Source organism: Paraburkholderia sp. A1RI_3L, assembly GCF_048957895.1.
GTDB lineage: Bacteria > Pseudomonadota > Gammaproteobacteria > Burkholderiales > Burkholderiaceae > Paraburkholderia > Paraburkholderia kururiensis.
In genome coordinates this window covers 269,299-283,760 of the sequence record NZ_JARCHA010000003.1, presented here as the reverse complement: position 1 = coordinate 283,760, position 14,462 = coordinate 269,299, and the positions used below count along the sequence as shown (strand labels likewise).

The following is a 14,462-nucleotide window of genomic DNA, read 5'->3' as shown; positions in this document are numbered from 1 at the left end:
GCGTACACACCCTGATACGGCCCTCCTAGATAAGATCGTCTTATCAGGTGCCGGGCGGGCCTGACCGCCGGCACCGCGTCTTTCAACAAGAAGGAGTAGCGATCATGAAAGCGGTTCGGCATCCGGGTGCACGGCTTGGTGTGCTGGCGGCGGTTGTGGCTCTCGTGGCGAGCCTCTCGGCTTGCGACAACATGACGACGCGGCAGCGCGATACGGCCATCGGTGCAGGTGTAGGCGGTGTGGCGGGCGCGGCCATCGGCGGCAATGCGCTCTCCACGTTGGGCGGCGCGGCCGTAGGCGGCATCATCGGCAACCAGGTGGGCAAGTAACGCACCCAGGAGTGTCCGGCAGCATCAGAGGCTGAATAACACAACGATCATCAGCGGCGGCACCAATCAGGGAGATTCGCGCGGCGCACACCCGAACACGGGGTGCGCCGCGTTTTTATTAGGGCCGCGCAGCTGAAATGATGTGAAACAGGGCGTTACGGCTTTGCAATAGGCGACGTGCCGACGGCGGCGTATGCTCGATCTGTTCGACACACGCCACGTATGCGCCGCGCGTAGCAGGCCCGGCCGCGCGAACCGCGTTGATCAGGTTGATCAGCGGCAGCGCCATCGTCCTGACGGAATGCGGCAAGAAGCATCGAGAAGGAGCGCCTCATCATGAAGCTGTTCCCCGCTGCGGCCCGCATAGCCAGTGCCGGCGCACTGCTTGCGCTGTCCGGCTGCTACTACTATTACCCGTACTACCCCGCCTACTATTACGCGCCGCCGGTGCCAACCGCGGCTACGCAGCGCGAGGTGCCGATCGCGCCTTCGGCCGCGTCGTCTTCCCAGGCACCCGTCACGTCGGCGCAGACCGTTTCTCCGTCTGACGTTCCACCTGACGCGCAGTATCCCGCTCCGCTGTACGCGCCACCGCCTGTCGTGGTCGCGCCCGTGCCGGTCTATCCGGCATGGCCCGTATATCCGGCTTACTACCCTTACCCCTGGGGCGGGTACGGATGGGGCCCGTCGGTATCGTTCAATTTCGGCTACTGGCATGGCGGCGGCTGGCACGGCGGCCATGGCGGGCGCCATCACTGACCTCGCCGCGCATTTATAACCCAGCCTCCCGTAGTTTCCCTGCTTGACGCGGCACACCCGTTTCCTATGCTGCGTATGGCCATTGAAACGCCGCCTTAAAAGACGTCCACACACGCCGCGCATGAGCGCGCGGATGCCGGGGACGCCATCCGTCCTGCTCCAGTCCCGTCGCGCCCAACCCGCGCGGTGTTCGCGACGATTCGAACAACAACGAAGGAGACGTGATGTTTCATCAATTGCTCACCCCTATCGGCAACGCCCTGTTGCCTTCTTTCATCGTGGCCGCGCTACCCATCATCGTCGTGCTCGTGCTGCTCGGCTGGGCAAGGCGGCCTGCGTGGCAGGCGTCGCTCGCCGGGCTCATCGTGGGGCTGGTCGTCGCCATCTTCGGCTGGCAGTTCCCCGTGGGACTTGCGTTCAATGCCGTGGCGGCCGGCGCCGTGTTCGCGATCTGGCCGGTCATGTGGATCGTCTTCGCCGCGATCCTGCTCTACAACATCGCGCAGCGCTCGGGACGCTTCGCGGCGTTCCGCATGTGGCTGCTCGACAACATGCCGAACGACCGGCGCGTCGTGCTCGTCGTGGTGGGCTTTTCGTTCGGCGCGCTGTTTGAAGGCATTTCGGGCTTCGGCACGCCGGTCGCGATCACGAGTTCGCTGCTGATCCTGCTCGGCTTCCCGACGCTCGAAGCGCTCACGTTCACGCTCATCTTCAACACCGCGCCGGTCGCGTTCGGCGCGCTCGGCGTGCCAATTACGGTGCTGGGTGCGGTCACTCATCTTCCCGCCGACACGCTCGGCAAAATGGTCGGCCGCCAGTTGCCGTTCTTCGCGCTGTTGTTGCCGTTCTACGTGATCGCGGTGTACGCGGGCTTTCGCAACATGCTGCGCGTGTGGCCGGTGTTGCTGGTCTCGGGCCTTTCGTTCGCGCTCACGCAGTTCGTCACCTCGAACTACATCAGCTATAGCCTCACCGACGTGCTCTCCTCGCTCGTCTCGCTGATCCTCACCATCGCGTTCGTGCGGGTCTGGAAGCCGGCGCCGGATCCGCACTTCGCCATCAACGTCGACCGCGAGAAAGAAGTGCGCGGCGACATCAGTGGCCTGGCGGGCTGGTACCCGTGGCTCATCGTGTCGGCGGTCGTGATCGTGTGGACGGTGGCGAAGATCTTCGCGATCGGCGACGTCAAGATTCCGTGGCCAGGACTCGACAAGGCCGTCTACATCACGCTCTACAACGCACCGTACGGCGCGGTGTGGGACTTCCAGCCGCTCGCCACCGGCACCGCGATTCTGGTGGCCGCGATCATCACGGCCTTCGTCGTGGGGCTGAAGCCGCGCGAGTTCGGCTGCGCCATCGTCGATACCTGGGTGCAGACCCGTATCGCCATCTTCACGGTGGCGACGATCGTGGGGCTCGCGTATCTCATGAACTACTCGGGGCTCAACTACACGCTCGGTCTCGGCGTGGCGTCGGTGGGAGCGTTCTTTCCGCTCGTCTCCGCGTTTCTCGGCTGGGTGGCGGTGTTCCTCTCGGGCAGCGATACCTCGGGCAATGCGCTCTTCGGCAACCTGCAGGTGGTGGCCGCGCGGCAGCTCAACCTGCATCCGGTGCTGATGGCAGCGACCAACTCGTCGGGTGGCGTGATGGGCAAGATGATCTCGCCGCAGAACATCTCCACGGGTGTGGCGACTACCAACCTCAAAGGCCAGGAAGGCCACGTCTTTGCAAAGACGTTCAAGCATTCGATCCTGCTCACCATCCTGCTCGGCATTCTCGTGTGGATTCAGCAGAACGTCGTGCCGGGGATGATTCCGCATTGATTTCCATCGCTGCGGCCGCTCGCGCCGCGGCAGGTGACGGATAGCGGGCAGCGGAAGTTTTGCCCGCTCTTTGCGACACGTTCGTCTGGTTGAACTTCGTGTCTCCCGGGCTCGCTGCGTGCCGATGCCGATCCGGGCGTGCACGCAGCGGCGGCTCCCCTGCTGCGGTTTTGCTGCGGCTGTCTCGCGTGCTCTGCCTCATCGGCTCGCTTGCCCTCATGCGCTCTCCCGAATCTTGCCGTTTCATTGCGGCGTGAAACGTCGGCCACATGCGCGGTGATACCATGCGTCGCACGTCGCGACTCAACCGTGCGCGGCGCACCCCTCATGAATATCAAGAACGTCTTCCAGCTCGTCATTCTCGCCGCATTGTGGGGCGCCTCCTTCCTCTTCATTCGCGTTGGCGTAACCGGTTTCGGCGTGGCACCGCTCGTTGCCGTGCGCGTGGGTATCGGCGCATTGTTCCTTCTCGTCGTGCTGTTCGCGCGGCGCCCCGCGCGCGAAGCGTTGACCACGCTGCGCCAGCGTGCCTTGCCGCTCGTCGTGGTCGGCGTGCTCAATTCAGCAGCGCCGTTCTGCCTCCTCTCGTATGCCGAATTCACACTCTCGGCCGGCGTGACCTCGGTCATCAATGCGACCACGCCGCTGTGGGGCGCGCTCGTCGCGTTTCTGTGGCTCAAAGACCGGCTCGGCGCGCTGCGCAGCATCGGTATGGCGTTGGGTTTCGCGGGCGTGCTCATGCTGGTGTGGGATCAGATCGCGACGCCGCATGCGGGCGCGGCGGCATCGGCAGCGTCGCCGTTCGCCACGGCGCTTGCCGCCGCTGCAGCGCTCGGCGCGACGCTGCTCTACGGCATCGCGGCCAACTATACGAAGAAGTATCTGGCAGGCGTGGACGCCCTCACTGTCGCCACGGGCACCATGACGGGCGCCACGGTTCTGCTTCTGCCGCCGGCCATCGCGTCATGGCCCTCGGCCCCGATTCCGCTCGACGCCTGGGGCGCCGTGATCGCGCTCGGCGTTGCGTGCACCGGCATCGCGTACATCATGTACTTTCATCTGATCGCGACAGCAGGACCGGCGCGGGCCATGACCGTCACGTTCGTCATTCCAGTGTTCGGCATTCTGTGGGGCGCGCTCTTTCTGGACGAGCACGTATCGGCCGGCATGCTGGCAGGCTGCGGCGTGATTCTGGCGGGCACGGCCCTCGCGACGGGTGCGATCCGGCGCATTCCGGGGGTGCGGCCGCGTGAGTCGAGGGCGGTGGGCCGGGGGGAAACGCGGGGGTGACGAGCGACGGCACCCACCTGGTCTTCGAAGAATTCGATGCGTCCGTCCGTCTGACCCGATCTCGGGTAAAAAAATAGCCCGCACTCCATCGGAGTGCGGGCAAAACCGTCGCCCTACGAGGATAGGCGACGGGGCCATCGAGACCTCGCGCGAACGCGCTCCAGGTGATTCGCACAGGTCGTCGTCGGGCAGCGCACGCCGGTTCGCGGACCGGTACGCGCAACGAGGTCGATTCGTGGCGCGCTTATGCACACGCGCTCGCACATCGGCACCGCTTCTTTCATGTAACGCCATCGGGCACAAGGTTGCGCGGGGGCGCGAGACGCTTGCGCAACCTGAAAAGCAGCTTATATGCCAGCGGGAAAATGTGTCCGGACATGGCCGCCAAGTGCTTGATTGAGAAGCGAATCGGCAGCGACAAGAGGTGTTGCGGCGGCAAACGCGGCGACGGGCGCCGCTAGCGCGTTACGGGGTAACGTCACGTTACACGACGGGTGCCCAGCCTTCTGGCGCTCACGCGCTCCGAACGAAACGCAGGCGCAAAAAAACCCGCCTGCGGCAGCAAGGCGGGTTTCGATTTTCCTGAGGGCGTCCGGCACGAGCGCGCCGGACAATCCCTCCGGATATCTTCGATCAGTGCAACTGATCGACCACGAGGCTCATGATCTGCTTCGCGGGCTTGGACGTGTCCACGTTGCCCTGGTCGTCCACCACGGCCACGCGCGTCTGGTTCTCGGTCACTGCCCGCACGTTGATGCGGTACTGCTTCGCGACCTTCTCCTTGCGGCCATGGAACACCTGGCTCCAGAAGCCCTGCTCGGCCGAGCTCATGTCCTTCGGATCGACGTAGCGGATGAAGTACAGGCCGCGATTACGGTCGCGGTCGTCCACGGTGAAGTTGCTGCGATCGAGCGCAAGGCCCACACGCAGCCACGCACGGTCATACGGCTCGCCCAGCGTGAGTTCCGTCGCCGTGTATTGTGCGGACGTCGCCTTGGTGGACTCTTCCGGCAGCGGCTGTTGCGCGGCGAGCGCGGCGTTCTGCGCAGCGGTTGCGGCCGCTGCGGACTTCGCCGCACCCGATGCAGGCGCCGGCGCCTGTGTCGCGATCGGCGCGCCTTGCGTGTCGCCCGAGGCAGAACGCGAGTCGGCAAGTTGCAGCGACGCCATGAGCCGCTTCAGATATTCCACTTCGAGGCCTGGATCGTTGGGCTTCTCGACCCACTTGCTCGTTTCGTTGTTCGGGCCGGCGAGCGCTTCATGCAGGCCTTTCTGGCTGACGAAGACGTAGGTGCCGCCGCCGGGCGCCTGTTCGAGACGCGTGCGGTACTTGTTGCGCTCCGCGGTCACGTACGAATTGCCCATGGCCTTCGAAAGCGTGTTGCGGATGAACCCTTCGTTGATCTGCGGATGGGTTTCGTTCCAGTCAGTTTCCATCACGCGCTTGTCGCGCTGATCGACCACGAGCAGGAAACCCTGCTCCTGCCAGAAGCGACGGATCTGCGGCCAGAGCTGGTCGGGCGTCTTGTTGTCGACGACGAGCCAGCTTTCTGTGCCGTCGCGCTGCAGATGCATGCCCGAGACGGCCGGTACGACCGACACGGTGCCGGATTGGGGCGCCGCCTTTTGCACCTGCTCCAGTTGCGAGAGCGTGGTTGCGCCACCTTGCGGGGGCAGCGAGCGCTGGTCGGCGGTCTCCTCCAGCATGTTGGGCGGCACGGCAAGCGTGGACTGCTTGGCCCTCGTGTCGCTGCGGTAATCGATAGCACCCGGCGTCGGCGAGCTGCAGCCGGCGACCAGCCCGCCTGCCATCAACAGAGCGGCCGTCCGTGTGGCAAGACGTTGATAGAAATCAGTCATGTTCGGGGTAATCCTTCGGCTACACCACGGCCTCTACCCGTGGATCAACCTGCCATTCTACCGGTGCGCAACGGCGAATGGCAAAAACCGGCTACGCCGGGCGTTTTGCTCAGGGCTCCGAACGCGTGCCCGACGGCGAAGCAACCAGCCCGTGCAACGCGCAGCACGCAAGCAAGGCGTTGCGGGCCAAGCGCGGCAACTCGCGCCTGCCCGCTTATGAGCCGCGCGCAAGAACCTGCTCGAGCGCCATCGACAAAGCCGCTTCTTCGGCCGCCTGCGCCGTATCGAACACGCTGCCCGAAACATGCACCTGATGCCACGCGGGCGCGTCTGTCGCGTCGCGAAAAATGCGAAAACGCGCGCAGAATCCGTGTGGTTTTACGGGCATCACGTCGATGTCGACCGATGCGCCTTCGATCTGGTGTGTCACGTAGCCGTCCATGTCGCCCTCCTTCGTCACCACGAAACGATCGTAGCACCGGGGCTTGCAGGCAGCGGTCAATCGCGGGAGGCGCCGGCGCGCAAGGTACGGCAGATGGCCGCGAGGCAAGTGAGATGCGTCGCCGCTCACGGCGCACTCATCGACGGATGAACCCCCCGGACGGCGAACAGCCGGTCAGTCTTCGTCCGCCGTGGTCTTCGCGAGTTCGGGCGGCGCGAGCCATCGGAACGACGTCAGTCCCGATTCGTTGAACGTGCACTCCGCGGCGATGGGTTTGCCGGGCTTGTGCTTCAAGCGTGCAAACCAGGCCTTGAAGCCGGAGGCAGGCGCACTCGCGGCCTCGGGCGCGCTCGCGGCGCCCACCGGCGACGCCGCGCGTGCCACGTCGTTGGATGCGCCCGACGTCCCCGACGCGCGCGCCACCTCGCCTCGTGCAGCGGAAGCGCCCGAAGCAGCGGCTGCGTCGGCAGCGTCCGCCTCTTTCCCTTCATCCACGGAATCGGCCGCCGAAGCCACAGCCGCCGACGCTGCCACAGCCGCTGAAGCCGGCCGCGGCAACTCGCCTTCCACGACCACACGCGAGCCGCGGTACGCCACCGAGGTGTGCGTCACCGACATCGCGCCCAGCGGCGTTTCGGCAAGCCGTTCACGCATGACCGTTTCGCATTGGCCAGGGTTCGTGTAGAGGGCGACGCATCCGGCTGTGAGCGCGACAACGGTCGCGAGGCCGGCGACGCAAAGAGTGCGAATTTTCATTGCTGTTCCGTTTCAGGGAGCCGCAATTGTAGCCGACGAGGCGTGGCCGGCAGCACCTGCACGCGCCCCCGCACGGCGCCCCAGGCGAAGGCAGCGCCGCCCGGGCGCTCGCCCCGAGCCCATGCGCCACCGGCCTCATGCCCCGCGAGGCAACTGCCTGACGTATCGACCTCGGCCTCAAACGTCGCTCGTGCCGTCCACAGCCGGATACTTGCGCGCATTGAGTTCGAACTTGGCGCGCACGGCGGCATCGAGATCCACGCCCAGTACGCTCACGAGCTCGGACAGATAGATCGCGATGTCGGCCAGCTCCTGCTCGACGTGCTCGCGTTCGCCGCTTTCCATCACAGCCGCGGACTCCTCCGGCGTCTTCCATTGAAAGATCTCGACGAGTTCCGCCACCTCGACGGAAAGCGCCATCGCCAGGTTCTTGGGGTTGTGAAACTTGCGCCAGCCGCGCGCCTCGGCGAATGCGAGCGCCGTGCGCTGCAGCCCGTCGATGTCGATCAGTTTCATGCCGTTCTCCATGGGTACCGCTGCACGCCGCCTCGCGCGCGACGGCTGCTATCATAGCTGTATATCCATACAGTTGTCGCAACGTGCGCTCGACCCTCCCGGCTCCGTTTGTCCCGGATACCTCCTCCTTCTCCGTCTCCTTCTATTACCTGGCCAATTTCCAGCGGGCGCTCGCGTGGATCGGTGCGCGCTCAGCCGACCTGCTCGGCGTCGAGGAGCGGCACTTCATCGACCGGTTCGCCACGCTCGCGCAGCCTTCCCAGGCGCTTCTCACGCGCATGCTCATGCGCCGGGGCCCGCTCTTTCGCACAAGTCGGCTGCGCTACGACGAGATTGGCTGCCCCATCGCGGCCGCGCAACCGCTCGTCGCGCTCGGCTGGATCGATTCGGACCCGCTGCTTGCTGTCGACGAACTCGCCGCGCTGCTCACGCGCGGCGAATTACCGTCAGTTGTGACGGCCGTAGCGGACCAGAGTCGGGACCTGCCCGCCGCGTGGCTGCCGCCAGGGCATGGGCGCATGACGAAAACCGCGCTGGTCGAAGCTCTGGTGGCCAACGTGCTATCCGATGCGGGCAGCGACATGCCTCGCACCGATACCGCACACGGCACCTGCCGCACCTGCCGCCCCTACCGCCATTGGCGCCCAGGCGCGGACGATCACGTCTTTCATCTCGCCGTCGCGCCGCTTTGCGAGCGCCTGCGGTTGCTCTTCTTCGGCAACCTTCATCAAGACTGGTCGGAATTCGTGCTCGCCGACCTGGGCGTGCTGCGCTACGAGACAGTGCCGTTCGACAGCACGTCCCGAGCGTTTCAGGAGCGTGCCGACGTCGAGGTCTATCTCGCGCTCGACGCCTTGCGCGACGCACTCGAGAGCGCGGACGAGCCCCACGCGCTCATGGCACTGATCGAAGCCGCCGAAGGCTGCGCGAGCCATAACCCCTGGCTCCAGACGCGTCGCGAGAAGCTGCTCTTCGCCATCGGCCAGCAGAGCGAGCGCTGCCGTCAGTGGGATCTGGCGCTGCACGTCTACGAGCGTTGCCGCTATCCGGGCGCCCGCTACCGGCGCGTGCGCGTGCTCGAAGCGCTGGGCCGCCGCAGCGATGCGCTGGTTCTCGCCCAGCAGATCGCCACAGCCCCCGAGAGCGAAGAGGAAGCCCAGCGCAACGCCCGCACGCTCGCGCGCCTGCAACGCAACCGCTTGCGCCGGCACGATGGCGGCTTCGGCTCGTCCGTCGTACGCGACGAGCTACAGGTGCCGGCGCCGGAGCAGCCGACGCGCGTCGAAGACATTGCCTGTGAGCAACTTTCCTCGGCCGACGCGCCGGCCTTCTACGTCGAGAACACGCTCATCAACGCGCTCTTCGGCCTGCTGTGCTGGCGTGCCGTCTTCGCGCCGCTGCCGGGCGCGTTCTTCCACCCGTTCCAGCGCGGCCCGGCCGATCTGCACGCACCCGACTTCGTCGCCCGGCGCGCGGCGCTCTTCGCCGCCTGTCTCGCCGAACTCGAAACGGGCGAGTACGTGCAGACCATCATGGCCAACTTTGCGGCGAAAGCCGGCATGCAGTCGCCCTTTGTCGCGTGGAGCATGCTGACGCCCGACCTGCTCGACCTCGCGCTGCACTGCTTTCCGGCGGCCCATCTGCGGCTATGGTTCGAACGGCTGCTCGCCGATCTGAAGACGAACCGTTCGGGCCTGCCCGATCTCGTACGCTTCTGGCCTGCCGAGCGTCGCTACGCACTGATCGAAGTGAAAGGGCCTGGCGACCGTCTGCAGGACAACCAGCTGCGCTGGCTCGAATACTGCGCCGCGCATGGCATGCCGGTGTCGGTGCTGCACGTGCGTTGGGAAGAAGCGGCACAGACCGCGGCCGAAGCCGCGCCCGGCAGCGCTGAAGCTGCCAGCGAGCCGCTGCCGTGAACTGCGTGAACTGGACCGTCGCCGTGCGCGCGCTATGCGAGTACACCGCCAAACGCGGCGACCTCGACCTGCGCTTCACGCCGTCGCCCACCGCGGACGAAGGACGCGCCGGCCATCTCGCCGTCGCCGGCCGCCGCCCCGCGCATTACGAGACCGAGGTCGCTGTGTCCGGCACGTGGGGCGAACTCACCGTGCGCGGACGCGCCGACGGCTACGATCCGCTGGCCCGGCGCATCGAAGAGATCAAGACCTATCGCGGCGACCTGCATGCGATGCGCGAAAACCATCGCGCGCTGCATTGGGCGCAGGTACGCATCTACGGCTGGCTGCTGTGCGAGAAACTCGGGCTCGATGCCATCGAACTGGCGCTCGTCTATTACGACATCGGCTCGCAGCGGGAAACCGTGCTGACCGAGATCGCCACCGCGGCCGCCCTCAAGGCGCATTTCGACGACCACTGCGGCCGCTTTCTCGCATGGGCCCGCGAAGAGATGGCGCATCGTGCCGCGCGCGACGCCGCGCTCACGGCGCTGCGCCTGCCTTTCGACGACTTTCGCAGTGGCCAGCGCACGCTCGCGGAGTCGGTCTATCGCGCCGCGGTGAGCGGGCGCAGCCTGCTCGCCCAGGCGCCCACGGGCATCGGCAAGACCATCGGCACGCTGTTTCCGCTTCTGAAGGCGTGTCCGCGCGCGGGGCTCGACAAGATCTACTTCCTCACCGCGAAGAGCTCGGGGCGACAGGTGGCGCTCGATACGCTGGAAAAGCTCGCGCAGGCGCAGGTCGAAGGCTCGGCCGGCGCCGCACCCGCGGCCCTGCCGTTGCGCATCGTCGAACTCGTAGCGCGCGAGAAATCCTGCGAGCATCCCGACAAGGCTTGCCACGGCGAGTCGTGTCCGCTTGCGCGCGGCTTCTACGACCGCCTGCCCGCCGCGCGCAGCGCCGCTGTCGCCGCAGGCCGGCTCGACCGCGCCGCGCTGCGCGCGGTGGCGCTGGACCATGACGTATGTCCGTACTACCTGAGCCAGGAGCTGGTGCGCTGGAGCGACGTCGTGGTGGGCGACTACAACTACTACTTCGACGTGAGCGCCTTGCTGCCCATGCTGGGCGCGCAGAACGGCTGGCGCGTCGGCGTGCTCGTCGACGAGGCACACAACCTGCCCGACCGCGCACGCAGCATGTACTCGGCCGAACTCGCGCAGACCCGGCTCGACGCCGTGCTGCGTGGCGCACCCAGGCCGCTCGCGAGCGCGCTCATGCGCGTGCACCGGCGCTGGAACGCGCTGCACGCCGACCAGCACGAGTCGTATCGCGCAGGCGACACGTTGCCCGCCGAATTCATCGCCGCGCTCGAGCAGGCCTGCGCCACGATCGGCGATTACTTCGCGGACCATCCGCAGCCGCACGACGCCGAACTCGAACGGTTCTACTTCGACGCCCTGCATTTCGCCCGCCTCGCCGAGCGCTTCGACAAGCACTCGCTCTTCGACATCACGCTCGCCCCGCCGCACTCGGTGCGCGGCGCGCGCAGCAAGCGCTCCACGCTGTGCGTGCGCAACGTGGTGCCGGCCGGCGCGCTGCGGCCGCGCATGGCGCAGGCGCATTGCGTCGCGCTGTTCTCGGGCACGCTCGCGCCCTCGGGCTACTACGCCGACATGCTCGGCCTGCCTGACGAGACCGTGAGCATCGATATCGGCTCGCCATTCAGCGCGGCGCAGCTCGACGTCTACGTGACGCATGGCATTTCGACGCGCTATCGCGACCGCGAGGGGTCGCTTGCCGCCATTGCGGACCGGGTGGGCGACCAGTTCGCGCGGCAGCCCGGCAATTACCTGTGCTTCTTCAGCAGCTACGACTACCTGGAACGCGCTGCCCACGCCTTCGCGTCGCGCTATCCGCATGTGCCGGTCTGGCAGCAGTCGCGCACGATGGACGAAGCGGCGCAACAGGCCTTTATCGCGCGCTTCGTGCCTGACGGCTGCGGCGTGGGCTTCGCGGTACTCGGCGGCGCCTTCGGCGAGGGCATCGATCTGCCCGGCACGCGGCTCATCGGCACCTTCATCGCGACGCTGGGCCTGCCGCAGGTGAACGACGTCAACGAGCAGATGCGCGAGCGCATGCAACAGCTCTATGGCGCCGGCTTCGACTATGCGTATCTCATTCCCGGTCTTCGCAAAGTAGTACAGGCAGCAGGCCGCGTGATCCGCACGCCGGAAGATCGCGGCGTGGTGTATCTGCTTGACGACCGCTTTGCACGTGCCGACGTGCGCGCGCTGCTGCCCGCGTGGTGGCGTGTGCAGACGTGGTCCGTCAAAGCCAGTCGCGCTACGGGCGCTACGGGCGCCACGCTGCAGCCCTGAAGCGCGCCTGAGCGGTCGCGTTGCCGCTTCCCGTTGCGATTACGAAAAGGTGAGCATAAATTCCGTCGGCGGGCGAATGCCCGCCCATTCGGATATGCATAACCGATCAGAGACGAACTCCGCACCCGTGTAATAAAAGTTACTCAATTCAGCCCTACATTAAAACCCATTCGGCAGCATTTTCTGGGCAATAAAGTACTATTATTCGATTTGAATTGAATTCATCATACATAACTACTCGACGCACCACGCCCGGCCCGACAGGGTCTGCCCGCGCGCGTACGCCCGTTCGATTAATACGGCGGCGTTTTGTCCGGGTGCAAGAAAATGTACCGCCGATATTGCATTCTAAAATTGTGCGGTTATCATGGCACTCCCGTTGCCGAGATACGCCGATTTACCGGAATTACCCGATTTTTCCTCGCCCATTGGCTTTCAGGTAATTCCTGCCTGGGAATTGACAAACCCGACAAACCCGCAAACCCGGCACGCTTGAGACTGGAGACGCAATGCTGAGTCCACATGAATTTGCCACTTTGATGCTGGTTAAAGAGGCGCCGGACCAGGTCGATTTCAGCCGCGCCGAACTGGACGCGCTGCTCGAACGGCAGCTCGTCTCGCTCGAAGAACTGGCCTGCGGCCAACGTCGCGCCCGCTTGACGAGCGACGGCGACTCCTTTCTCAAGGCGTTCGACCGCTCGCATTGAAAGGCACAGCGTTCGCGCGCGGCGGCGCCGCCCTGACTCGGCGCCACCGCCTTGCTGTACACGAAGTTCGATCAGCTTTCATCGCTCGTGACGTCCATGCATGCCGTGCATCGGCGTTCCGACATCGCCACCCGCCGTCGCCCTGCGCGCCGCTATCGTCAACGGCTCGCGTGGCACCGGCTCTAGAGGAGTTTCATCATGGCTCTACCGGGTCAGGACCAGATCGTTACCGCACAGAAAGCTAATGCCGACGCGTTCTTCGCGTTTGCGAACACGCTCTTCGAAGGCATGGAAAAGCTCGCTGCGCTGAACCTGCAGGCGGCGAAGTCGAATCTCGCCGAAGCGCAAGGCAATGCGCTCAAGGCGGTCGAGTGCTCGGCCAACCCGCAGGAATGGGTCGCGCTGCAAGCCGCGTTCGTCGCGCCGCTCACCGAGAAGGTCATGGCCTACGGCCGCCATGTATTCGACATCGCGTCGGCCACTCAGGGCTCGCTCGCGCAGATCGCCGAGGGGCAATACGAGCGCTATAACGGACGCTTCCAGGCGTTCGTGGAAGAAGCCGGCAAGAGCGCGCCGGCCGGGTCCGAGGCGGCCATCGCGGCATGGAAGTCGGCCATCGGCACCACCTCCACGCTCTACGACACGCTGCAAAAAGCCAGCAAGCAGGCCATGCAGGTCACCGAAAGCAATCTCGAAGCACTCACCACCGCCGCCTCGAAGGCCGCGCGGCGCAGCGCCGAGCAAGCCGCCGCCGGCACGGCAAAGCGCTAAACGAAGCACGGGCTCTCACGCCCGTGCTGCTGGTTTCGTCCTGCAAAGGCAGGATTCCTTATTTCAAGCTGATTGCATATCGGGGCACCGGCGCCTCGCTCGCGCCGATGCGGATTTCGTATTGACCCAAGGCCGTGCCGCGAGCGCCTGCTCCCGGTGCAGCCGTTTTTGAGGAAAAACCGATGGCAAAGCAGATCGCCGTAGTGACGGGCGGCATGGGCGGTATTGGCGAAGCGATCAGCATCCGGCTTCACGACGCGGGCTACGCCGTGGTCGTCACCTGCTCCCCCAGCAACACCGACGCCTCCGGCTGGCTCGCCCGCATGGAGACGCAAGGCCGGCAGTTCCGCGCCTATCCGGTGGACGTGGCCGACTTCGACTCCTGCACGCGCTGCGTCGCGCAGATCCAGAGCGAAGTGGGACCGGTGGACATCCTGATCAACAATGCCGGCATCACCCGGGATGCGAGCTTCAAGAAGCTCGACAAGGTCAACTGGGACGCCGTGCTGCGCACCAACCTGGACTCCGTGTTCAACATGACCAAGCCGGTATGCGACGGCATGGTGGAGCGTGGCTGGGGGCGCATCGTCAACATTTCCTCGATCATCGGCAGCAAGGGCGGCTTCGGGCAGACCAACTATGCGGCCGCGAAGGCCGGCATGCACGGCTTCACGAAGGCACTCGCGCTCGAAGTGGCGAAGAAAGGCGTCACGGTGAACACCGTGTCGCCCGGTTTCATCGCGACGAAGATGGTGATGGCCGTGCCCGAAGAAATCCGCGAAACGAAGATCATCCCGCAGATTCCGGTGGGCAGGTTGGGCGACCCCGACGAAGTCGCGGCGCTCGTCGCCTATCTGTGCTCGCGCGAGGCAGGGTTCGTGACGGGCGCGAACATCGCCATCAACGGCGGGCAGTATCTCCAGTAACGGCGCG

Annotated in this window: 13 protein-coding genes; 9 read left to right on the top strand and 4 right to left on the bottom strand. The window is 65.7% G+C overall.

What is annotated here, in order from left to right:
* Positions 1-104 precede the first annotated feature (104 nt).
* The 4 genes from PXJ20_RS11070 (at position 105) to PXJ20_RS11055 (ending at position 4,201) form a co-directional block, all read left to right on the top strand.
* Positions 105-329, top strand: coding sequence for a glycine zipper 2TM domain-containing protein (locus tag PXJ20_RS11070; protein WP_017777865.1), 225 nt, complete (start codon positions 105-107; stop codon positions 327-329).
* A gap of 336 nt (positions 330-665) precedes the next feature.
* A complete protein-coding gene (locus PXJ20_RS11065; RefSeq protein WP_413213588.1) occupies positions 666-1,088 on the top strand; it encodes a hypothetical protein in 423 nt (140 codons plus the stop codon).
* Positions 1,089-1,312: 224 nt separating this feature from the next.
* Complete coding sequence (locus PXJ20_RS11060; RefSeq protein ID WP_421030708.1) at positions 1,313-2,911, top strand: L-lactate permease; 1,599 nt, start codon at positions 1,313-1,315, stop codon at positions 2,909-2,911.
* A 327-nt stretch (positions 2,912-3,238) separates the two neighbouring features.
* On the top strand, positions 3,239-4,201 hold the full coding sequence (locus tag PXJ20_RS11055; RefSeq protein WP_421030707.1) for a DMT family transporter: 963 nt from the start codon (positions 3,239-3,241) through the stop codon (positions 4,199-4,201).
* A gap of 633 nt (positions 4,202-4,834) precedes the next feature.
* Here the strand turns inward: PXJ20_RS11055 and bamC are convergent.
* The 4 genes from bamC to PXJ20_RS11035 form a co-directional block, all read right to left on the bottom strand.
* Positions 4,835-6,061 carry an outer membrane protein assembly factor BamC gene (bamC, locus tag PXJ20_RS11050; RefSeq protein ID WP_017777857.1) on the bottom strand — a complete coding sequence of 409 codons (1,227 nt, stop codon included), beginning with the start codon at positions 6,059-6,061 and terminating at the stop codon, positions 4,835-4,837.
* A gap of 214 nt (positions 6,062-6,275) precedes the next feature.
* Positions 6,276-6,503: a hypothetical protein gene (locus tag PXJ20_RS11045; RefSeq protein WP_199541386.1), complete on the bottom strand. Its 228-nt coding sequence runs from the start codon at positions 6,501-6,503 to the stop codon at positions 6,276-6,278.
* A 174-nt stretch (positions 6,504-6,677) separates the two neighbouring features.
* Positions 6,678-7,259 (bottom strand): hypothetical protein, encoded by a 582-nt coding sequence (locus PXJ20_RS11040; protein WP_421030706.1) that lies wholly within the window; start codon positions 7,257-7,259, stop codon positions 6,678-6,680.
* Positions 7,260-7,436: 177 nt separating this feature from the next.
* The gene (locus PXJ20_RS11035) at positions 7,437-7,775 is read right to left on the bottom strand and encodes a nucleotide pyrophosphohydrolase (protein WP_277597734.1); all 339 of its coding nucleotides are present in this window, start codon (positions 7,773-7,775) and stop codon (positions 7,437-7,439) included.
* A gap of 83 nt (positions 7,776-7,858) precedes the next feature.
* On the opposite strand from PXJ20_RS11035, the gene PXJ20_RS11030 reads away from it, so the two are divergent.
* The 5 genes from PXJ20_RS11030 (at position 7,859) to phbB (ending at position 14,455) form a co-directional block, all read left to right on the top strand.
* A complete protein-coding gene (locus PXJ20_RS11030) occupies positions 7,859-9,694 on the top strand; it encodes a VRR-NUC domain-containing protein (RefSeq protein ID WP_421030705.1) in 1,836 nt (611 codons plus the stop codon).
* A gap of 5 nt (positions 9,695-9,699) precedes the next feature.
* Positions 9,700-12,051, top strand: a complete 2,352-nt coding sequence (locus PXJ20_RS11025) for a helicase C-terminal domain-containing protein (protein WP_421031004.1) — start codon at positions 9,700-9,702, stop codon at positions 12,049-12,051.
* Positions 12,052-12,560: 509 nt separating this feature from the next.
* The gene (locus PXJ20_RS11020; protein ID WP_026122052.1) at positions 12,561-12,758 is read left to right on the top strand and encodes a hypothetical protein; all 198 of its coding nucleotides are present in this window, start codon (positions 12,561-12,563) and stop codon (positions 12,756-12,758) included.
* Between the two features lie 198 nt (positions 12,759-12,956).
* A complete protein-coding gene (phaP, locus tag PXJ20_RS11015; RefSeq protein WP_421030704.1) occupies positions 12,957-13,529 on the top strand; it encodes a TIGR01841 family phasin in 573 nt (190 codons plus the stop codon).
* A 182-nt stretch (positions 13,530-13,711) separates the two neighbouring features.
* Positions 13,712-14,455, top strand: a complete 744-nt coding sequence (gene phbB / locus PXJ20_RS11010; RefSeq protein ID WP_126875826.1) for an acetoacetyl-CoA reductase — start codon at positions 13,712-13,714, stop codon at positions 14,453-14,455.
* The last annotated feature ends 7 nt before the right edge of the window (positions 14,456-14,462 follow it).

Coding starts and splice junctions, on each gene's coding strand:
- PXJ20_RS11070 (WP_017777865.1), top strand. CDS start 105: ATGAAAGCGGTTCGGCATCCGGGTGCACGGCTTGGTGTGCTGGCGGCG.
- PXJ20_RS11065 (WP_413213588.1), top strand. CDS start 666: ATGAAGCTGTTCCCCGCTGCGGCCCGCATAGCCAGTGCCGGCGCACTG.
- PXJ20_RS11060 (WP_421030708.1), top strand. CDS start 1,313: ATGTTTCATCAATTGCTCACCCCTATCGGCAACGCCCTGTTGCCTTCT.
- PXJ20_RS11055 (WP_421030707.1), top strand. CDS start 3,239: ATGAATATCAAGAACGTCTTCCAGCTCGTCATTCTCGCCGCATTGTGG.
- bamC (WP_017777857.1), bottom strand. CDS start 6,061: ATGACTGATTTCTATCAACGTCTTGCCACACGGACGGCCGCTCTGTTG.
- PXJ20_RS11045 (WP_199541386.1), bottom strand. CDS start 6,503: ATGGACGGCTACGTGACACACCAGATCGAAGGCGCATCGGTCGACATC.
- PXJ20_RS11040 (WP_421030706.1), bottom strand. CDS start 7,259: ATGAAAATTCGCACTCTTTGCGTCGCCGGCCTCGCGACCGTTGTCGCG.
- PXJ20_RS11035 (WP_277597734.1), bottom strand. CDS start 7,775: ATGAAACTGATCGACATCGACGGGCTGCAGCGCACGGCGCTCGCATTC.
- PXJ20_RS11020 (WP_026122052.1), top strand. CDS start 12,561: ATGCTGAGTCCACATGAATTTGCCACTTTGATGCTGGTTAAAGAGGCG.
- phaP (WP_421030704.1), top strand. CDS start 12,957: ATGGCTCTACCGGGTCAGGACCAGATCGTTACCGCACAGAAAGCTAAT.
- phbB (WP_126875826.1), top strand. CDS start 13,712: ATGGCAAAGCAGATCGCCGTAGTGACGGGCGGCATGGGCGGTATTGGC.